The sequence below is a fragment of the Sporanaerobacter sp. PP17-6a genome (genome assembly GCF_900095615.1).
In the GTDB taxonomy this organism is placed as follows: domain Bacteria; phylum Bacillota; class Clostridia; order Tissierellales; family Acidilutibacteraceae; genus Acidilutibacter; species Acidilutibacter cellobiosedens.
Genome location: NZ_FMIF01000009.1, coordinates 44,818 through 66,168 on the forward strand (window position 1 = coordinate 44,818; position 21,351 = coordinate 66,168).

A 21,351-nucleotide genomic window follows, 5' to 3' on the forward strand; every position below is an offset into this window, starting at 1 on the left:
AAATTAATCTTTATCTTATAAATCGTATTTTATTTTAACTCTGTCGAAAATCTTTTTCCAGCTCTTACTGAACAGGAGTATAAATACCACATTGGAAATTGCATGGTTCAAATCCACCTTAAAGCTGGTTATACATGACATTAAAAATACCTGAAAGGAAAATGAGTCAGCACCGAAATATAGGACATACCATATATTCATTATCCAGCCAAATAAAAATCCCCATATAAATCCAAATATACTCTGTCCGATTATATTTTTCATAAATTTTGTATTCCTCAATATTCCCGCCGAAACCCCCATCATTCCCCAGCAAAACATCTGCCATATGGTCCAAGGTCCTTGACTCATAAACATATTTGAAGCAAATGCCCCCAATGAGCCGACCATGAATCCTGTTTCCTCTCCAAAGGAAAGAGCAGTCATTATTATAACAAAGGATGTGGCTTGTACACTGGGTATGGCTGCAAAGGGAACCCTGCCAAGAACCGCTGTCGATGCCAGTATGGCAATCAGTACCGTGTTTTCTGCTTTCAATTCTTTCCTTTCAAACTTAAGAAAAAATGGAACTAATGACAAAAAAATTATCAGAATACTGAAAATCATATAATGTTTATCCGTCCACAATACCGAAAATATCAATATAAGTATACTTCCAAGCAAAATTAAAATGATATATTTTTTCGAATTAATCATCAATTATCAAATCCTCCTTGATAACCCCTTGAGGTATTATATCTCTGAATATCCTGTTAATAGCTGTTGTGTAGAAATAATTTCTGCTGAAAAACAGAGAGGGAATATCTTCAACGGCTATTTCTCCGTTAAACAGTAAAGCACATCTGTCGGAATTTTCCGCTGCAAATTCCAAGTCATGAATGGACATAATTACAGTCATCCCTTTGTTTTTCAATTTACCTATAATATGTTTAAGAACATCTTTAGATATAACATCCATCCCCTTAGTGGGCTCATCTAAGAGAATCACATCTGGATTTGTCATGAGTATGGAAGCCAATATCACCTTTTGTTTTTCTCCTCCGCTCAAATCATAGGGATGCCTCTTCAATAAATCTTTTATAGAAAAAAGTTCTATAATCCTTTCGAATTTTTCATTTCTAAAATCCTTATTTTCTTTTTCCTTACATATTTCTTCTTCCACGGTGTCATAAAGAAAATAGCTCATTGGATTCTGAGGGAGATATCCTATTTTAAAATCATTCGATAAGATCTTTCCCCTTTGAGGTTTGAGCATTTTCCCTATTATTTTAAGAAGAGTCGATTTTCCAGCTCCGTTGCCCCCCAATACTGATAATACTTCTCCCTTGTATATTTTCAGGTCTAATTTGTTTAAAATATATGGACCTTCTCTTACATACTTAAATGAAATATCCTTCAAATCCATAATGACGAAATCGAAATTTTTTGAATTAATTTCTTTTCCTTTTATTTTATTTATATCTATGCCGCTGAGCCATCTTCTCCCTTCCCTGACCGTAGTGGGAATATTGCTGATTGCCGGATTCTTCTCCTTTTGAAAATAAAATTGGGTTATTGTCGGAAGAAATTTCATATATAATTTATCTTTCTTATCATATATACTTTTGGCAACCTCCTTAGGCCTTCCGTCATACTCTATTCTCCCATTCTTAATCATAATAATCCTGTCGGCTATAGGAAAAACTTCTTCCAACCTATGCTCAGTCATTAAAACCGTCATAAAGAAATCCCTGTTCAACCTATATACCATCTGAATAAAATCTTTGGCCGAAACCGGGTCAAGCTGAGAAGTAGGTTCATCGAGAAGAAGTACTTTCGGATGAAGACACAGTACCGATGCTAAATTGAGTATCTGTTTCTGTCCTCCCGACATGTTTTTTATCTCATCGTAAAACTTATTTTCCATTCCAAAAAAATTGACTATCTCTCCGATCCTCTTTTTCATCTCCTCCGGGGAATATCCTAAATTTCCTAAAGAAAAAGACAATTCATGGCATACTGTATCCGTCACAATTTGAGTCTCAGGTTCCTGAAATACCATACCTATTTCTTCGGCTGAGATTTTTCTATCCATTTCTTCAATTGACTGCCCTTTATACAATATCTCTCCCCTTTTTTCTCCGGAAGGTACAATTTCCCTTTTCAACTGATTTAAAAGGGTAGTCTTTCCGCCCCCGGAAGGACCGCATAATACTAAAAATTCCCCCTCTTTTACCGAAAAGGAGATATTATCCAAAGCCTTCTTCTTTTGATTGGGATAAGTAAAGGATAAATTTTTTATCTGAATTTGTTCCATTTCAATCTGTCCGTCCCTTCCAAAACAATAGGAATACTCATATATAAAATAAATAATATGTACAAAAATACATCTTTTAAATTAAACAATATATATCCCACTTTCGGATAAATTTCAAATTTTCCGTAACCTAAACCGTGCAAAACAATTATCAAGAATATTAAAAACAAAAGCATCGAAAAAACCGTCCAGTCCCTTTTATCCATCTTGTAGTTATTATAAAAAGTTCTCCTGTGTACAACTCCGTATCCTCTCCCTTTCATGGATCTTGCCGTCTCAATGGATTCTTCCAAGGACCAGGCGATAAGGACATTTAGTATTTTCATTCCGTTTTCCAGCCTTTTTTTAATTTTTCCCTCTTTTGTACTGATTCCCCTTTGCTCCTGAATCAGTGATATATCTTGAATTCTATCCTTTAAAAGAGGCACAAATCTCAATATCATCATGACAATCAGTCCCGTATTCGGTGATATATTTGAAAAAAGAAACAAAATTTTTTCATTGGTCATTATCTGATTAAATGATATAAATACAAAAAGTATGATTAAGAGAGAAAACATCATTACAATCCCGTATACTACTGATTCCAAAGTGATAGGACGGCTGAAAAAATAAAAAATCGTTGTATTTCCTTCATGGGATATGAAAGGGTTTATCAAGGCTACCATCATTCCTATAAAGAGATAAAACTTTAAACTTTTTTTTAAGGCTTTTCCTTCATCTCCTATATAATTGATAAATATGGTTAAAACCAAACCCGTAAATATAAATAAAGGATGCTTTATCATCATGGAAAAAATTATTACTCCTATGTAATATATTAAACAAGGGAGGGGGTGCACAGATGAAAATCCAATATTCCTGTCACGGGCTAAATATTTTTTTTGACTTTCAGCTATATTTTCCATCTGTTCTTCCCTCCAATTAGATTTAATTGTTAATATTCAAAAATTGATATAAGCTCCATGCACATTGAGCTCTTGTAACGGGTTCTTTAGGCTGAAAGTTTTCATATACAAGACCTTTTTCCTTTGCCAAATTTATATACCCTTCAACCCAATCTCCGCCTCCTGTTTTCAGTTTGTCGGCCTCTTCTTCAAGACTTGCCGCTCTTATTAAAATTATCATAAGCTGTTCTCCCGTTATGGGATCTTCCGGTTTAAATGTATCTTCGGTAACTCCGGTGATATATCCCTTTTCCGCACTTACTCCTATATTCCCGTAGGCCCAGTGGTCTTCAGGTACATCATTAAATTTACTTTCTCCCGAATAATCTCTCGCTTCGTTTCTGAATCCCTTCCCGTTGTTCAGCATCTTTGTAAATTCAGCTCTTGTTACGTTATTATCCGGTTTAAAAGTACCGTCGGTATATCCCGATATGATATAGTCATAAACCAAATCCGCCGTTTCTTTAAATGCATAATCTCCCGGTTTATAATCCTTAAAAAGATATTTTTCCCCTTCAGGTCTGTACTTTTCATAAAGCATATCATAAGCCGACTTATTGTTATAGGCATCTGCCATTCCGTATAAAGCTTCATAAGTAGACATACTGTTTTCATATACATCCATCATATCATCTTCTTCCAACACATGAACAAAGCTTCCGTCGGAATTCTGAAATCTCAGAAGAGATGTAACGGGGTTTTGTCCCTTTGCGTTTGTCCATTCAGGCCCCATGGGATCCTGTCCGAGTAAGGTCAATGCCTGTATGGTCCATGCACAGCTTTCGGGATTGTCAGTCCCCCAGGAATGAAATCCCCCATTTGGAAGCTGTTCATCATGTAAAAACTGTATTGCTTTGGCAACTACAGGATTCGATTCATCTTCCCCAAGTATGGCAAAAGCCATCAGTGCTGCCGCCGTCATATCCACATCGGAAACAATATAATCATAATCCTTAGGATTATCAAAGTATTTTACATCCCAAGTAAATCCTCCATCCTTATGCTGTTGATTTTCCAGCCATTCAACACATTTATCCCTATTCGGTACTGGTTCCCCAGCACAATGTAGAGCAATAACCCCAAATATATGAGCATTTATTAAATTGTCCCCCACGGGTTTCCCTGTTTTGTTATCCGCTACGGAATCTGCAAAATGCCCGTTTGGAAGCATTGTATCTTTTACAATCTGAACCAAATTCATCCCGGCAAAGTTTCTCGGATCCTTTCCCGCCGCACAAATACCGATAATGGTTCTCTGAAAATCGGTATTCTTGGTTTTGGAAAGACCGACCCCGTTTTTAGCTTCTTCTTCTCTGAAATAAGCTGCATTTTTTCCGTCTACGGTCCACTTAGGACTGCTTACATCTTCTCCGAATCCGAATAATCCAAGGGCAGGCCAATCCATTATTCCTTGATATTTCCCTGATTTATAGGTTTTATGATAATATTCTATTGTTTTCTGAGCCGCCTTATAAAGCTCTTCCCTTGTTAACGAGGATTCGTTAGCGGCAAAAACACCTGTGCATATATTTGCCGATATAACTAAAACGAGCAATAACGATACAATTATTCTTTTCCTTCTATTCATTCATATCCCTCCCATTATTTTAAATACGGTACTTTTTCAACTCCATTCTTAGAAACCACTGCTCCGAAACAATCCTTGATCTTTTGGGGTTCATTGAGAAGCACGTTATACGCCATTTTAAATCCTTCATCATCAGTTCCGGTTATCATCCATATGGGCTTTGTGCTTCCTATTCCTGCTGCATAAGCATATATTGCCCCTCCCTGATCATAGGAAGAAACAGTTTCCCCTTTAAAGTTTAACGCATGGACTTTCCCCCCTTCAAATTTTGAATTAACTCCGACAAATTTATTTTTTTCATTGATATCCTTCATCAGATTTATTTCTTTTCCCTTGCTGTTTGTTATATTGCTTTGGGCAACCAAATCATTCCAAACGCCCAGCACAATATAATATTTTTTGGGGTTTTCGATAAGTGCTGCATCATACTTTCCTATATCTATTTGTGTAACTCCTTGTTTTTGCAAGCTTTTCTTTAACTTCTCAGCCTCATTGGCATAAGGAGACGTATACAATATTACGGTTCCCGGATTTTTTCCCTGAAATCCGCTCTTAAAAGGTTGAGGATAAGAGCCTATTACTGCGGGTATAAACATTGTTATACTCCAATCGTGATAATCCCACCATATTACATCTCCGGGTTTAGGCCTGTATTCCGCTACCCCTATAGGAGCAAGGATGCCGTTGACCCAATAAAACCAGTCTTCTTCCTTTCTTTCGTCTCCCGTAAAAAATGTATATTTTGATTCAATGCCGTTAATGGCATTAACGAATCCTCCCCCATATGCGGTTTGAATATCAAGATTTCTAAACAGGACTTCCATTCCCACTTCGTCTTTTACCATTCCCACATTTTTCGCAAAAACTTTTTTATGCCCAAATCCTGTAGTAACTATCAGATTAACCTTATATGGACTTTCAATATCTCCCGTTGCTTTATATTCATCGGAATTCTCCTTTGCCGGTGTGCCTTCCTTGTACTTCTTTTCTCCCTGGACAGGCCCTTTATAATTTTTGTATGTTACACCGTCTATCACTACCACATTCTCTTCTTTTTTTGTCTCTTCAGTCTTTTTGTCCTGAGATTTGTCTTGTTCTTCTTTTGTTTCTTCCGTATTTTTATCCTTTTCTTCCTTTTTATCCTCTTCTTTATTTTCTAAAATTTCTACAGGACTTTCTCCCTTTGACCCTGATATGTCATTGTTTTCTTTATTTCCCTTATCTTCAATATTAGTTATTTCTTTAGTATTGCTTTTCCCGCATCCCGTAAGAATTGAAAAGGACATTATTAAAATCAACAAAACAGATATAAACCTTATTACTTTCTTTCTCACACTAATTCCCTCCAAACTTTTTTCTGACCCAAAGATCCGATACAAATAAAATTCCAGCCAAAGGTAAAAATATATAATTCATATTTATATCAGAATAGCTTTTATCCTTTATAGGAAGTGAAAAAATTTCCGTTTCACCGTTTATTACAGTGTATTTACTCATAAGTTCCAAATTTTTATCCTTTTCTTCCTCCAAAAAATATTCCGGAGAATAATCTAAGTACAACACTCTTGTATATAATGAATTTGAACCGTCTTCATTGCTTACCTTTAAATTAACTATATAACTTCCTTTTTTATCTAATATTATATTTTGATTGAATTTTCCTTTTTCATACTGTTTCATAGTGAGTTCGTACTTCTTTCCGTCGGGTTCCGTAACGGATATATCGGCTTTTTCCCCATTTTTTTCAGTATCCACATATATATCAGCATTCCCACCTTTTTGGATAATCTCAATATGATCTTCTCCCGAATTTCTTTGACTTAAAAGATAGTCTATTATATTAGACCAGTTTTTCTCAAACTCTTCCCATTCTATCCAATATTTGCTCCACTTTCCGTTTAAATCGGAAGTCCATACCAAGACATTGCCTGATCCGTATTGCCATTCTGCCAAAAGGGGTTCATCCAAATCGGTTTTCAATATTAAATTTGCCCTGTCCTTTAAGCTGGTGGAAATATACCCTTTTATTTTAGGCAGAAAATTTTCGTTTATTATTCCCAGACTATTGACCAATTGGGGATAAAAGGCTCTTTCGTTTATATACTTTCTTGTGGCCATATAAGTTTCCTTGGCAAATATTTTAGGAATATCTGCCGGATCTTCTACATAATAACTTCTCCCCTTTGTTTCTTCACTTAGATATTTTAAAAACTTCTCATCGGAATCCTTTCCCACGGCAATTGTCGATAAGGTAATTTCCTTTTCTTCCATCTCCTTTAATATATCTTCATACCCTTCCTTTTCCCCTTCCCCGTCGCTCAGGAGTATTATGTGATTTATTTTGGTATTACCTGAAGACAGTGACTTTATACTTTCCTTTAAAGAAGGCATTATCAAGGTCCCTCCCTGAGCTTTCAATTTTCCTATACTTTCTTCAATATTTTTTTTATCCTTGATTTTCCCATAGGGAACAACCCATTCGGCTCTATCCGAAAATCCTATTACTCCTGCCCAATCATTGTCATCCAATATATCTAAAGAGGATATAGCCGCTTCTTTGGCAATTTCTATCTTTTTTACTCCTCCCGTTTCATCTTCCATACTTCCCGAAGTATCTATTGCCAGAACAATTCCCGAATTGGGCTTCTTTTCATTTCCCTTTATCTGACTTTTAACGGGAAGCATCGATTCCAATAAGGTATCCTTATAATTTCCCATGGAGAAGGTGTTCTCTCCTCCTATTACCAGAAGGCCCGTCCCCTCTTCCTTAACACAGTATTCCAAATTTTTTTCCAATTCCTCCGATATATCATCATGGGAAACATTGGTCAATATTATTTCGTCAAACTGTATCAAATAATCAACAGAACCGTTCACTTCTTTCGGAGTATAACGGGATATCTGAATACCTATACTGTTTAAGAGATTAGTCACATTTTTCGTATCTTCCTTTGTGCCCAAAATCAATATCTTTGGGCTCCCGGCGGGATTTAATCCTATGGTGAATACATTATTATAAGAGTTTGCATCTCCGTCAGCTTTTATCTCTCCCTTTAAGCTCTTCCAATCGCTGTCCTTGGGGGAGATATCATATTTTAATGAATTCAAGCCTTTTCTTATTTCTATTCTTTTATTCAGTATCTCCTTCTCATCTCCATAGAGATGAAAATCGGCAGTTGTACCGTAATTTGAATAAATTTCTACCGACAGCGGAAATTCCTCGTTATTATAAATTTTTGCAGGTACTTTCATGGATTTCAGCTGGCAGTCATTTTTATCCGCTCTTTTTAAAGGATATATGAACAAATTAACATTTTCTTCTTTTAATTTTTCTTCTACCTGTTGATAACTTCCCAAATTTTCAATCCCATCTGTGAATAACACAAGATTTTTATTAACATCCTGAGGAAAAGAGTCCAAAGCAAACCGAATTCCGTTCTCAATATTTGTAAAATCAGGGTTTATATTTGTATTAAATGCAAATTTTTCTTTCTTATCGGTCAAAGGCATGTCCGTCATTGCGTTTTCCCCGAAGGAAATAACCTCTGTAAGGTTTTTTTTATCCTTCTTCTGAATTTGTTCGTTTATATATTTTTCTATTGATTCTTTATTTTCAGCCGTGCTTAAGGATCGATCAACCAAAAATACGGTATCGTCTTTTTTATTAACTCTGTGAATTCTTATGTCAAAAAGAGAAAGAATCAAAAGAATAAAAACTCCCGTTCTTAAAATAATCCACAGATTCTTTTTAATTTTAGAAAGCATTTTTGTACACCTTCCATTCCAGTGCTAACAATACCAAAGCCAAAAGAATCAAATAATTTCTAATCGGCTTTAAAGGAGTATAGGAAACGGCTTTTCTTTCGTTGGCAGCTTTATTATTCATATCCCCTACAACCAACTGAAAAGGTGGATTTATAAATTCTTCTTTATCTAAAAGATAATCTTCATCAAAAAACCAGTCGATACTTTCCTTTATAACTACGGGAAAATATGGAGTCATTGCAAAATTGGTATTATTGAAGTCCAATGAAGAATATATGACCTTTTTGCCTCTCTCCATGCCGTAAACCATGAAGGAACCCCCTTCTCCTTTCAGCAAAGGATGGAAATTCTTTATATCCTTTAAATACTTAGCATTGTTTACATATGTCTTGCTCATATCCAAATCGGATAAAAAACTTCCATCATCTTCGTGGATTTCTTCAGCCCGGGTTTTTAACCCGGAAATTTCCCGTTCGGGATCTAAATACCACATGCCTGAATCTTTAATATTATTTGCAGCGGATTGATTATCGGCAAATATATATAAATCAAATTCTTCATCACCGGAAGAAATCTTATCCTTCTTTACATAATTAATTTGAGGAATACTTTTCAATGCACTGTCAAAAAAAGGGTTATCCCCTACTAAAACAACGCTCTTCTTATATTTCTGTCCCACAGGAATCGTATATTTATTGTCTTCCGATAAGGAATCCTCATTTTCTATGCTGACAATAAATACATTTTCTTCATTTTCAGGGTGAAAGAACATATCCTTTTCTTCTTTAGGTCCGATTGACGATTTATCTATAGCCTTGTTCCCTTCTTCATCGGATATTGATATATGAACTTCTTTTTTCTTTGAAGAATAATTTTTTATTTTATATATCAAATCCCCGTTATAATAATCATAGTAACCATATGTAATTCCCAGATTATCAAAATCCTTCCCCACTTTTATTACACTGCCGTCAAAATTTACATCCTTATCCGTTATGAGAACTTTTTCTCCACTAAATTGAGATTTTATCTCCGAGAACTTGTTCAAATTCAGCGGAAGATCCGAGCAGTTTATTTTTTTTAGTATATCAATTCCTTCCTTTTTACTTCCCCTCTCAAGAAGTACATTTTCATCACTGTCTATAAGGACTAAATTTATCCTTACATCATCCTTTAAAGTATGAAGAAATTTGTTTATTTCTTCTTTAGCCAATTGGAAGTGGCTTTCTCCCTTCTCCACAGAATTCATGGAGATGGAAGAATCCAAAAATACCGTTATTTCATCTTCAGCTTTTCCTTTAACCAAATACGGATCCGATAATGCCAAAGCTATTGATATTACAATCATAATCTCTAAGAACAGAAGAAGATATTTATTGATATTTTTTGTCCTGATTCCTTCCGCTTCTTTTAAAACTTCATCCCATATTTTTATACTTGATATCTTTATTTCCTTTTCCTGATGTTTTTTAAAATAAAGAAGCAAAATAAGAGGTATAAGGAGTACCGGCCAGAGGCCCTGCATATTCAAAAGTTTCATTTATATACCTCCAATAGTTTTTCTTAAAATTTCCTGAGGAGAATCGCTGCTTAATGCAAAAGTATAAACTATATCCCTGTTAAGAGACATGTTCCTGTTATTGTCTATAAAGGAGTTAATCTTTTTTTTGTACATATCCTTCATAGTCCTGTTAATATCTATCTTTACAATTTTATTAGTTTCCTTATCAATTAACTTTAACTTATCGTTAACTTCAGGTTCTACTTCATCTTCGGATAATATTTGAATAAATAAAACTTCCTCTCCTCTGCCGCATAAAAAATCCAATACTTTATCAATATTCTCACCAAATCCGTCTGTTATGAGAAAGGTTATTCCTCCTCTTTCTCTGTTGAATTCATTTAATCTTATGATATTTTCATAATCGGTCATGCCCTCACAACTTATGCTATCCAACACTTTAAAAAGTTGATAAAATTTATCTTTACCTTTAATTGATGTTTCCCCATATGTTCTATTATTAAGGGGAATAAAACTGAATATATCTCCTTGGTTCAATGTCAGATATCCTATCCCTTTAGTTAAGGCCTTTGCAAGATCGAATTTCACGGAAGTTCCATAGTCCATTGAAAGGCTGTTATCCATTATCACTTTTATATGTATTGTCTTTTCTTCTGTAAACTGCCTTATATATAAATTTTTGGTTCTCATGTATGCCTTCCAATCGATTCTTCTGACATCATCCTGAGGAATATATTGTCTATGATCATAGAAATCCATGGAATTTCCAAGACTCTGGGATCTATAATTTCCTATCTCCCCATAAGTTAGCTTTTTCCTCGGTTTGATCTTTAAATCACTTATCTGTCTGAGAAAATCATCCATTTATTTCACCTTCTTCAGCACTTCCTCTATTATATGATCTGCTGTCATTCCGTCGGACATTGCTCTGAAATTCAAGCAAATCCTATGTCTCAAGGATAAATAAGCGGAATAATATAAATCCTCCAACGATACGTTATACCTTCCTTCAATTAAAGCTTTAGCTTTGGCTCCCAAAATCATTGATTGAGTTCCTCTCGGACTTGACCCCCATTTTACATATTCCCTGACAATATCCGAACCGGTCTTTTCCGGATGAGTTTCAAGTGTTATTTCTACGGCCTTTTCCTTTACTCTTTGACATAAAGCCACATGTCTTACTACTTCCTTCATCTGAAGAACATCATCTTTTCCGGCCTTTTTCTCTATATTTAATTCTTCATTGTCTCCCACAGTCAAATTCACTATATCCATCAGTACCTTTTCATCAGGCATATCTATATTCAGCTTAAACATGAACCTGTCCAGCTGAGCTTCGGGAAGAAGATAAGTTCCTTCCATTTCAATAGGATTTTGGGTGGCAAGAACAAAGAAGGGCTCCTCCAGCATATAAGTATTTTTGCCTACAGTTATGGATTTTTCGGCCATGGCTTGAAGAAGTGCGCTTTGAGTTTTGGGAGTCCCTCTGTTTATCTCGTCTGCTAATATCAAGGAACTGAATATGGGTCCTTTTTCAAAGGAAATATCCATACCGTTTCCGTTATTTTTTATTATCTCGGTACCGATAATATCCATAGGCATCAAATCGGGAGTAAACTGTATTCTTGAAAAGGGAAGATCCAATACCTTTGACAAAGTTTTTATTAAGAGGGTCTTCCCAAGACCTGGTGCTCCCTCCATAAGTATATTACCGCTGCAAATTATTCCTATCAGTGTATTGGTCACCACTTCATCCTGACCTATAATCTGCTTTTTTACTTCTTTCAGTACACTCTCAAATTTTCCCTTGAAATTCAGTATCATATTTTCTTCCATCTATTTTTCCTCCGTTAATATTTCAAAATATCTGTTTACAAGCTCTTTATTTTTCTCTGGTATCTTATATTTATTAATGTACTTTAATTTGTCCTTCTCAAATTCTCTATAGCTTCCGGTAAGTAAATTATCAATTCCCGATGTTCCTATACCATTTTCATTGGAGTTTGTAATTATATCTCCTTTTTCTCCCTGGACTCCCTGTATATTTAAAAGGTTGGATTTTTCATTGTCTATTCTTGTGGACTTCGTACTTTTTTTCACATTCCCTTCTTGCAAAGAAACATCATTTTCCCCTTTGCCGTCTCCTCCGATTCCTCCGCTATCCTCATAATCCCCAAGGCCTTTTCCTGCTATGGATTCTTTGTAGTCTCCCTTATTTCTTTCACCTTCTTCGTAATTATCCCTTTCTCCAGAGGTAAAACTTTCGGTTTTATCCTTACCTCCGATACTCTCAAATCCGTTCCCGTCCTTGTCCAAAAATCTCTCCTTCATGTCATTCAAATCCACCTGAGCTGTCTCTACGGAATTTGAAAGAGATTTTCCATCAGCAATATTCCTAACATTCTCCTTCCAATCATCGGACTTCAATTCCCTTTCCATTTGATTTATAACATTTAAGTCCTTTTGAGACATCTTTTCTTCTCCATTGGATTTCATATCTTGAATATTTTTTAAGGCTTTTTGCCTATATTCTTCCGACAAATCGCCGGAAATGTTGCTCACTTCTTTATTAAGGGAGGATTGAATCCCCGTCCCGTTAAAAATACTTGCTATTATACTATTATCTTGATCATATTTCTTATTTATATTATCCAAATCCCGTTGGGCATCTAAAATATGATAGGCTCCTTCTTCATAATCATAAGTATCCGAAAGTTTATCTATCAGTTTTTTTAATGTTTTCTTCATCTCTTTTTCTTCTTCTGATGTAATATTGCCGTTTTTTTCTTCTTTTTTAAGATCTTCCACAATATTTTCTACTTTTTTTCCTTCCTCTTTTAAATCCTTATTTATTTCTTCTCTGCTTTGTGCAATATCCCGTTTATTTGAAGGAATAAAAAATATCCCCAGTGAAATAAAAAAAATAATCAATGATATTAAAATCATCTTTTTATCTATCTTAATATGATATTTCTTCCCTATATCTTCCTCTGAAAGAGCTTCCCTCATCTCATCAAAAAAAGCATCATATATTTCTCCATGACAGTTTCTGTATTCCAAATAAGTTGAAAACCTTTCTTTAAACCCTGTATCGTCTCCGATTTCTGCTGTTTCTTCAACGGACGGAATTTTGAAGAGAGAATAAAGCACTCCCAATAATAATCCCCCTTCAACAATATAAAAAATCTTTTTCCCTACATAAACTATCGGAAATATATGGCTTAAAATGGCCATCAAAAAAACCGTGCCGGAAATTCCCAATCCAAAATAGATGATGATATTTAAAAACCTATTCAGCCATATCTTTTTCCTCAATTTTTTTAAAACGTTAAAAACATCATTTTTTTTCATAGTAAGGCCTTCCATGTTTAATAAGTATATTTATCCCAAAGGATATTGAAATCCAGAATATGCAGAAAATACCCAAAGGCTTGTATCCCAGATAATTTGGCTGACCCAGCTGAGAAGCAGCCGTTCCTGCCGAAGTCATCACTGGATTTAAGAAAAATACAAGAGGAATCCTCCTGTCGAATATCGATACTACGACTAAATTCCTATATTCATAATAATAATAAAGGAATATCAAGCTGAATATTATTACCGTACATATAAATATCTTGAGTATGAGCTGTATGTGAAAATCACTTTTCCCTTTATGTCTCATCATGTTTTTAATGCTGATAATTACCGTTGCCCATATATATTGGATAATAAGAGGGAAAAGGCCGTACAATCCGCTCATATTGTTTACCGATAAGAGTAAAATCAGATGAGGAAAAGAAGATAAGGTAAACATGGCAATATGAAAAAATCCGTTCTTTTCCCATTCCCACAATGTTATAAGAATCGAATTCAATATTAATTGAAATACGGAATAATAAAGATACATTTTACCCGTTAAATCTTCCTCGTAGGAATTATCCGTTAAAATTATCATGAAAAAACACCCTAAAAGAACTATGGTATTAATCAACACATAACTGAATATCAACTCTCTGTTTTTTTTATTCATCTCTAAAAAATCATTCATTATTTTCACCTGATTTTAATTTCCCACGAAGGGATATTTGAGGAAGCATAATTCTTCCTTTGCCGGTTATCTTAATGGTCAACGGACCATTTTCCGTAAAATCCTTCACTCTGTCACCCTGAAATAACTGAGATGATAATTTTTCCCATTTTTTATCTTTTTGATTTAATGCTTCTATTTTTAAGTTGCCATAATCAATCTTTGCTCTAAGACTCAGGGATTCAATATCCCCTCGCACAGGCATAGGATAGTATAAAAGAAGTTCTTCTCCCTCTTCTAACGTATATTCCCTTATATATTCATCTTCCGAGTATTTAGTATAGTTTTTAACCGGACAAATAACTCCGAAGGGAATGTTTAAATGTTCTTTTTCTTCAAAATCAATTTGAAAGACATTCATTGTATATGTCTTTTCATCTTTATCCTTTATTGTGCTAAATCCTATCAGATAGCAGTTCTTAGGATTACTTTCAGCATAGTAATACTGTTCAAACAGCTGTTTTTCTTCGTCATCTAATTTGGCAGCAGTAGAAACCTTGTCCAAATAATTAAAATCGCCGGTATTCTTTAAATTTTCATCCAATCTATATTTAATATCCAATTCTTGTTTTCCGTTTAATGTTCCAATATTTATAACCGTATCTCCTATTATGATGAAGCTGCTATCCAAATCATAAGGGAGAATATTTTGTATTTCACCTGATACAATTGAATTTTCGTCTATAGAAAGTTTCTGCACATAACTTTCTTTTTCATCCCGATTCTGAAAAAATATAGGATACACCTCTTTTTTCAATGCAAGAACCTTTTGGCTTAAAGGCATAACATGAATATTGTCTTCTCCATATCCGTCCAAGAATCCATCATTCAGCTGAAATTCCGAATTCTCTTTAGTTCCCTTCACATATGCAACTCCTGTAGAGAAAACTCCTTCTCCGTATTCCTTTATCTCAACCTTTCCCACATTGCTTCCATAGATATTTTCTCTAAAAAAAGCTATTAAAAATATCAAAGAAAAGGCTCCTATTGATATTCCAAATATTTTACCTCTTTTTTCTCCCAATCCTATAATAAGAAATATTAAATAAACTATCAGTAAGGACAGAAATATATAAACCAAATTATAACTGGGTTTCAACAGAGAATTTCCTATAAAAAACATATTTTTCCACTCATTTTCCCTGTTAAAAATATTTTCAGGTTTGATCAAATCGTTAAGATTTAAATATGTAGCATATTTTTCAATTGATTCTTTTATGTTATCTAAGGATATCGTTTCCAAATTTTCGTTTATGGATACAACGTTACCTTCTCCCAAATGCCAAATCTCTTCTTGATTTAAATTTTTAAATATTCCGGTTAAAGTTTTATATTTGTAGGTTTTGTTTCCAATGAAAATATTGTGTCCTCTTTTAACCCATTGAATAAGATTTTGCCCGAATTCTTCCGGTAATTGTTCTGAATTGTAGTTCTCTATAAAAACCATATCTAAATTTTCAAGTTCTTCTTCATTCAGGCTGAGGTATTTGGTCAAATCAACTATTTCTATATCTTCCATGGGAATAAAATTTAGTTTCAATTGGCTGAGATAATTCAATCTCTCCGGTTCATCGGATAATATTCCTAAGATGGTTGTTTTCTCGGAAATAGGTTCAAATGGGATTTCGACGGAATTTATCTTCTTTCCTTTATTCTCTAACGTTACTTTTATTTTACCCTCGGAATCAGGTATGGGAATGGAAAAATAATATACTTTTTCACTATTATCATCTATCTTTACGGGTTCATAATATTTCCTGTTTTCAGTTTCTATGCGGATTATACCTTCATCTATACCTGAATTTCCGGTACTTACGGTGATTTTTAACGGATTTACACTTTTCAGCTTTACTTTTCCGCCAAATCCGATGATTCCTGTAATTCTTGTTTCGCCGCTTCCATAGGATATCCCCCATGAAGATAATATTATAAAAATTAACAAACCTATTCCAACTAATTTTTTCACATTCCCACACTTCCCTTTAAAAATAAAACCCTCTTCCAAGGAAGAGGGTTTAAATTCATTTCACTCAACCTTCCCTTTCCTCTAAGTCGGAGTATCGAGAAGAAATACAACACCAAGTTTTCTGGCTTTCAGATCATCTTTAGGCCGAACCTTCCCATTTGTATACAAACAGTGGCAAAAACATCAACCTAAATTCCTGATTACAGCTGCGACTACAGCAAGGGTTTTTCACCCTTTTCCTTATTGTGCTATATTTTATCTTTTCCATATATTAAATTACTTTCATCAACATTATATTCCATACAAATTAACATTGTCAAGGAGTTATAACTATAGGTTTCCCGCAAAGTATAGAAGCTTTCATGTCTATAATCCTTTGGTTTGAAGAACCTCTGAATTTCAGCATAAGGCTTTTTTTATCTATCTCAAAGGGGCCGTCTATGAGAATATCCGTACATTTCATTAATCTCTCCCAACCCGGTCTGTCATTGAAACTTTCAATTATTTTCTCACAAGTATATCCCGTATAAGTTATAACATTTAGCCCCATTTCCTTTATTCTTTCTCCTAAAACCGCAAAATTTTCGGCTTGCTCAAGAGGTTCTCCTCCGCTAAAGGTTACTCCGTCTAAGAGAGGATTATCCTTTACCATTTTCAAGATATCTTTAATATCTATCAGTCTGCCGCCGGTAAAGGAATGAGTCTCCGGATTATGGCATCCTTTACAGTTGTGTTTACACCCTTGAGAAAAAACTACCAGTCTTATACCGGGTCCGTCAACTATAGATTCTTTAATTATTCCTGCTATTCTTAAAAAATCAGTCATATCTTTCTCCCTATTTTACAGAGCAGGAAAAATGTTTGACTCTGTCCCTTTCCTCTGCTCTCTTTGCATCATTGAAACGGTCTAAGGTTCCCACCAGATACCCTGTAATACGTCTGATCCTCTCAAAAGGTATATTTCCTTCTTCCCTTCCGCATTTGGGACAGGTATCACCGATAATTCCGGTATATCCGCAGACGGGATCTCTGTCCACGGGATGATTTATTGAACCATAGCCTACTCCGGATTCCTTCATTACTCTTATAATTTTTTCAAAGGCTTCTAAGTTTTGAGTCGGATCTCCGTCTAACTCCACATATGTTATATGTCCCCCATTTGTAAGAGAATGATATGGAGCTTCCGTTTTTATCTTGTGAAAAGCGGTTGTTTCGTAATATACAGGAACATGGAAACTGTTTGTATAATATTCCCTGTCCGTTATTCCTTCAATGGAACCGAATATTTCTTTGTCCATTTTAACAAATCTTCCTGCCGTTCCTTCCGCCGGAGTAGCAAGAAGGGAAAAATTCATCTTATATTTTTGGCTTGCTTCGTCCATTCTCTTTCTCATATGCCCTATAATTTCAAGGCCTAATCTTTGCGATTCCTCGGATTCCCCATGATGTTTTCCCGTAAGTGCTTTCAAACATTCGGCAAGGCCTATAAATCCCATAGTCAAAGTCCCATGTTTCAATACTTCTCTTACCTCGTCTTCTTCTCCTAATTTATCCGAATCAATCCATATTCCCTGCCCCATGAGGAAGGGGTAATTTTTTACCTTTTTGCGCCCTTGCATCTCAAATCTTTCCAACAATTGATCGATAACTAAATCTATAACCTTATCAAGTTCCTTAAAGAATATATCCAGATTACCTTTGCTTTTCAGCCCCAATCTCGGCAAATTGACAGTAGTAAAGCTTAAATTCCCTCTTCCGTATATTATTTCTCTGTCGGGGTCATAAACATTTCCTACAACTCTTGTTCTGCATCCCATATATGCAATCTCCGTTTCCGGATGGCCCTGTTTATAATACTGAAGATTATACGGTGCATCCAAGAACGAAAAATTAGGAAACAGTCTCTTTGCACTTACTCTGCATGATAATCTGAACAGGTCATAATTTGGCTCCCCTTCATTATAATTAACTCCTTCCTTAACTTTAAAAATCTGTATCGGAAATATGGGAGTTTCTCCGTTTCCGAGGCCGGCTTCCGTAGCAAGAAGAAGATTTTTCATAACCATTCTGCCTTCCGGAGACGTATCGGTTCCATAGTTAACGGAACTAAAAGGTATCTGAGCTCCCGCTCTGGAATGCATAGTATTTAAATTGTGTATAAATGCTTCTATTGCCTGAAAAGTTTTTCTGTCCGTTTCTTTCAACGCATTTTTTTCTGCAAATTTTTGGGCTTTTTTTATCAATAAAGGATCTTTTATAAGATCAGAAAGATAATTAAATTCCGCTTCTTTATACTTCTCGTTATTTGCAATGGAGGGCTTCAATCCCTTTTCTTTGTGAATGTTATCAAAGATATCTATAATTTTATCTTGAATTTCTCCATCCTCCGTCAACAACTCAAAGGCTTTTAATAAATTTACTCTATATAATTTTACATATGTTTTTTTAACCCCCGGTGCCATTCCGTAGTCAAAATTCGGTATGCTCTGACCACCGTGCTGGTCATTCTGATTGGACTGTATAGCAATACAGGCTAAAGCGGCATAACTTTGAATGTCGTTAGGTTCTCTCAAAAATCCATGGCCGGTACAAAACCCTCCTTTAAACAGCTTTACGATATCTATCTGGCAGCAGGTAGTAGTCAGCATAAGAAAATCCAAATCATGTATATGAATATCCCCTTCTTTGTGAGCTTTGGAATGTTCAGGCTTTAATATAAACAAATCATAAAACTGTTTCGCCCCTTCGGAACCAAATTTAAGCATGGTACCCATAGCCGTATCTCCGTCTATGTTGGCATTTTCCCTCTTTAAGTCATTATCCTTGGCATCTTTAAAGGTCAGATCTTCGTATACCTTCATAAGTCTTGTGTTCATTTCCCTTACTCTGTTTCTTTCGGCTCTGTAGAGAATATACTCTTTTGCCGTACGGGCATGACCTGACTCTATAAGTACCTTTTCCACTATATCCTGTATTTCTTCAACTTCGGGTACCTTATGTATATAATCCCGTTCTAGTATTTCAGCAACTTCTTCCGATAAAGCAACTGCCATATCATAATCCTGTCCTCCGGCCGCTTTTGCTGCTTTAAATATAGCATTTGAAATCTTTTCAATATTAAAGGGGACCTCTCTTCCATCTCTTTTTTTGATCTTCGTAATCATTTTAGCATCTCCTTATTTTTATAATGAATAGGATAATATGACAAAAAAATAATAACAGCATATACTATATGTTGTTATTATATGATAACAAGTATCTATATAATGTGTCAAGTGCAAAATTTAATGCAGTAATAAAGTTCCAGTGAATATATCGGGACTACTGATAAAGTCGTTATTTTTAAAAATTACTCAGTAAAAATGCGGATTTGGAGATACAAAAAATTAAAAAATTGGACTTTTTCACTGGTCCCGAATATATCCAGTGTCTTGATGTTATTTTATAATAGAAATATAATATATTCAAGATATGATTAAAGAAAGGAGCAAAAGTTTAATGGAACAAAATAATAAAGAAAAAAATTATTTTTTGTTAAGTTGTCAACAGCGGGAACGGGATGAAGCAGAACTGTATAAAAGAATTTCCGATCGCATCAAGGATCCTGAAGCAAAAAAAATCTTAAAATCCATATCTCAGGATGAAAACTCCCATGCCGAAAAATTTGCTTCATATTCTAACCAAATTCTCAAACCTAATATGAGTCGGATAAGGTTCTACAACTTCATAGCAATTATGTTGGGATATACATTTATGCTTAAAATGTTTGAAAGAGGAGAAGAAAAGGCAATCAATTCATATAAAGCCCATATAGCGGAAATACCTATGTTGGAAACCATCCTTCGTGATGAGGAAGCCCACGAGGCAAAACTCATTGATCTATTGGATGAAGAAAGATTGCAATATGTAGGAGATATGGTATTGGGCATGAATGATGCTCTTGTGGAATTAACGGGATCATTGGCCGGATATACCCTTGCCATGCAGAATACGTCGGTTATAGCTATGGCCGGCTTGATTACCGGAATTTCCGCTACTCTTTCCATGAGTGCATCAGGATACCTATCATCTCGGGCATCAGGGAACAAAAATGCCGTAAAATCTTCTGCCTATACAGGTATTGCCTATTTGATTACTGTAGTGCTGTTAATTATACCTTATTTGCTGTTCTCTAAAGACAATTATATTCCGGCATTGATTGTAACAATGCTTATTGCTATTTCCATAATCGCAGGGTTTAATTTTTATATTTCCGTTGCTAAAGATGAACCATTTAAGCGTAACTTTTTTGAAATGGCAGGCATCAGCATGGGTGTAGCGGTGATATCCTTTATTGTAGGTATAATCGTTAAACAGGTATTGGGAATTGATTTGTAATAAATAACACCCTACAGGAATATAATTTATTAACAAATAATACTGGGGGTGTCCTATGAAAAATTTTAAAAAATGTATTTCATTTATCATTATTGCAGTTCTATTTTTAAGTTTATCCATTCCATCCTTTGCAGAAAAAGAAAAAATTTTAACGGCTGAGGAAGTATTTGATTCGGAAACTGTGGAAAAAATAAAAGAAGAAATAGAAAAAAATTTAGTAATCGTACCGGATAAAACAGAAGACGCGGATAAAGAACAAAATAATTCCTTTGGAACATATCCTACAAGAAAAGGTGTAATTCTTGTTACGGCAGATAAACTCAAGGGAATAATTCCGACAGGCCATGCAGCTATAATATACAGTTCCGGTACAGTTGTGGAATCTTTGTCAAATGGCGTGACCACCGGAAATAATGATTGGAACCGTACCAGAGGTACATGTTACGGAGTTACTGTGACAAGTACAACTATATCTGAAGATGCATCGGCTGCAAATTATTGTTACAACAAAATAGGTTTGCCTTATAATTTTAACTATCTCAATCCTTATACAAGAAGTAAATTTTATTGTTCGCAGCTTGTTTATGCCGCATTTTTAGATTTATATGATATAAATCTCGACACAGCTGCATTCGCTATTGCAGTCCATCCTATGGAATTAGTAAATACGGATAAAACAATGACCATATATGAAAAATAATAAAAAATAGAAAGGGCTTCTATTGAAGCATTAATATATTAGGGCACTTCTCAAACAATCTTATTTTCAATACCGTTGTTTTTGGAGTGCCTAATTTTAACTTTAAGAAAATAATAAGGAG

The 21,351-nt window shown here is 34.8% G+C and carries 16 protein-coding genes and 1 riboswitch; of the genes, 2 read left to right on the forward strand and 14 right to left on the reverse strand.

Annotated features, from left to right (window positions below):
* Positions 1-15: 15 nt before the first annotated feature.
* From PP176A_RS04695 to PP176A_RS04760, 14 genes are all read right to left on the reverse strand, one after another.
* On the reverse strand, positions 16-696 hold the full coding sequence (locus PP176A_RS04695; RefSeq protein ID WP_071139309.1) for an ECF transporter S component: 681 nt from the start codon (positions 694-696) through the stop codon (positions 16-18).
* A complete protein-coding gene (locus PP176A_RS04700; RefSeq protein WP_071139310.1) occupies positions 689-2,296 on the reverse strand; it encodes an ABC transporter ATP-binding protein in 1,608 nt (535 codons plus the stop codon). The genes PP176A_RS04695 and PP176A_RS04700 overlap by 8 nt, the downstream gene beginning before the upstream one ends.
* A complete protein-coding gene (locus PP176A_RS04705; RefSeq protein WP_071139311.1) occupies positions 2,278-3,204 on the reverse strand; it encodes an energy-coupling factor transporter transmembrane component T in 927 nt (308 codons plus the stop codon). The genes PP176A_RS04700 and PP176A_RS04705 overlap by 19 nt, the downstream gene beginning before the upstream one ends.
* A gap of 22 nt (positions 3,205-3,226) precedes the next feature.
* A complete protein-coding gene (locus PP176A_RS04710; RefSeq protein WP_071139312.1) occupies positions 3,227-4,831 on the reverse strand; it encodes an S-layer homology domain-containing protein in 1,605 nt (534 codons plus the stop codon).
* 14 nt (positions 4,832-4,845) lie between these two features.
* Positions 4,846-6,165 carry a DUF4430 domain-containing protein gene (locus PP176A_RS04715; protein WP_071139313.1) on the reverse strand — a complete coding sequence of 440 codons (1,320 nt, stop codon included), beginning with the start codon at positions 6,163-6,165 and terminating at the stop codon, positions 4,846-4,848.
* Between the two features lies 1 nt (position 6,166).
* On the reverse strand, positions 6,167-8,596 hold the full coding sequence (locus PP176A_RS04720; protein WP_071139314.1) for a VWA domain-containing protein: 2,430 nt from the start codon (positions 8,594-8,596) through the stop codon (positions 6,167-6,169).
* A complete protein-coding gene (locus tag PP176A_RS04725; RefSeq protein ID WP_071139315.1) occupies positions 8,586-10,136 on the reverse strand; it encodes a vWA domain-containing protein in 1,551 nt (516 codons plus the stop codon). The genes PP176A_RS04720 and PP176A_RS04725 overlap by 11 nt, the downstream gene beginning before the upstream one ends.
* A complete protein-coding gene (locus PP176A_RS04730; protein ID WP_071139316.1) occupies positions 10,137-10,982 on the reverse strand; it encodes a DUF58 domain-containing protein in 846 nt (281 codons plus the stop codon). It abuts the gene before it with no gap.
* Complete coding sequence (locus PP176A_RS04735) at positions 10,983-11,954, reverse strand: AAA family ATPase (protein ID WP_071139317.1); 972 nt, start codon at positions 11,952-11,954, stop codon at positions 10,983-10,985.
* Positions 11,955-13,469, reverse strand: coding sequence for a hypothetical protein (locus PP176A_RS04740; protein ID WP_071139318.1), 1,515 nt, complete (start codon positions 13,467-13,469; stop codon positions 11,955-11,957).
* Positions 13,456-14,148, reverse strand: a complete 693-nt coding sequence (locus tag PP176A_RS04745; protein ID WP_071139319.1) for a hypothetical protein — start codon at positions 14,146-14,148, stop codon at positions 13,456-13,458. Before PP176A_RS04745 ends, PP176A_RS04740 begins: the two co-directional genes overlap by 14 nt.
* Positions 14,141-16,153, reverse strand: a complete 2,013-nt coding sequence (locus PP176A_RS04750; RefSeq protein ID WP_071139320.1) for a hypothetical protein — start codon at positions 16,151-16,153, stop codon at positions 14,141-14,143. Before PP176A_RS04750 ends, PP176A_RS04745 begins: the two co-directional genes overlap by 8 nt.
* A gap of 94 nt (positions 16,154-16,247) precedes the next feature.
* Positions 16,248-16,426: riboswitch (cobalamin riboswitch) on the reverse strand.
* A 43-nt stretch (positions 16,427-16,469) separates the two neighbouring features.
* The gene (gene nrdG / locus PP176A_RS04755; protein ID WP_071139321.1) at positions 16,470-16,979 is read right to left on the reverse strand and encodes an anaerobic ribonucleoside-triphosphate reductase activating protein; all 510 of its coding nucleotides are present in this window, start codon (positions 16,977-16,979) and stop codon (positions 16,470-16,472) included.
* 10 nt (positions 16,980-16,989) lie between these two features.
* Positions 16,990-19,317, reverse strand: coding sequence for an anaerobic ribonucleoside triphosphate reductase (locus PP176A_RS04760; RefSeq protein WP_071139322.1), 2,328 nt, complete (start codon positions 19,315-19,317; stop codon positions 16,990-16,992).
* Positions 19,318-19,651: 334 nt separating this feature from the next.
* Here PP176A_RS04760 and PP176A_RS04765 point away from each other — a divergent pair, with 334 nt between their 5' ends.
* Positions 19,652-20,530, forward strand: coding sequence for a VIT1/CCC1 transporter family protein (locus PP176A_RS04765; RefSeq protein WP_071139323.1), 879 nt, complete (start codon positions 19,652-19,654; stop codon positions 20,528-20,530).
* A gap of 55 nt (positions 20,531-20,585) precedes the next feature.
* Entirely contained in the window at positions 20,586-21,230 is a 645-nt protein-coding gene (locus PP176A_RS04770; protein ID WP_071139324.1) for a YiiX/YebB-like N1pC/P60 family cysteine hydrolase, read from the forward strand.
* Positions 21,231-21,351: the final 121 nt, after the last annotated feature.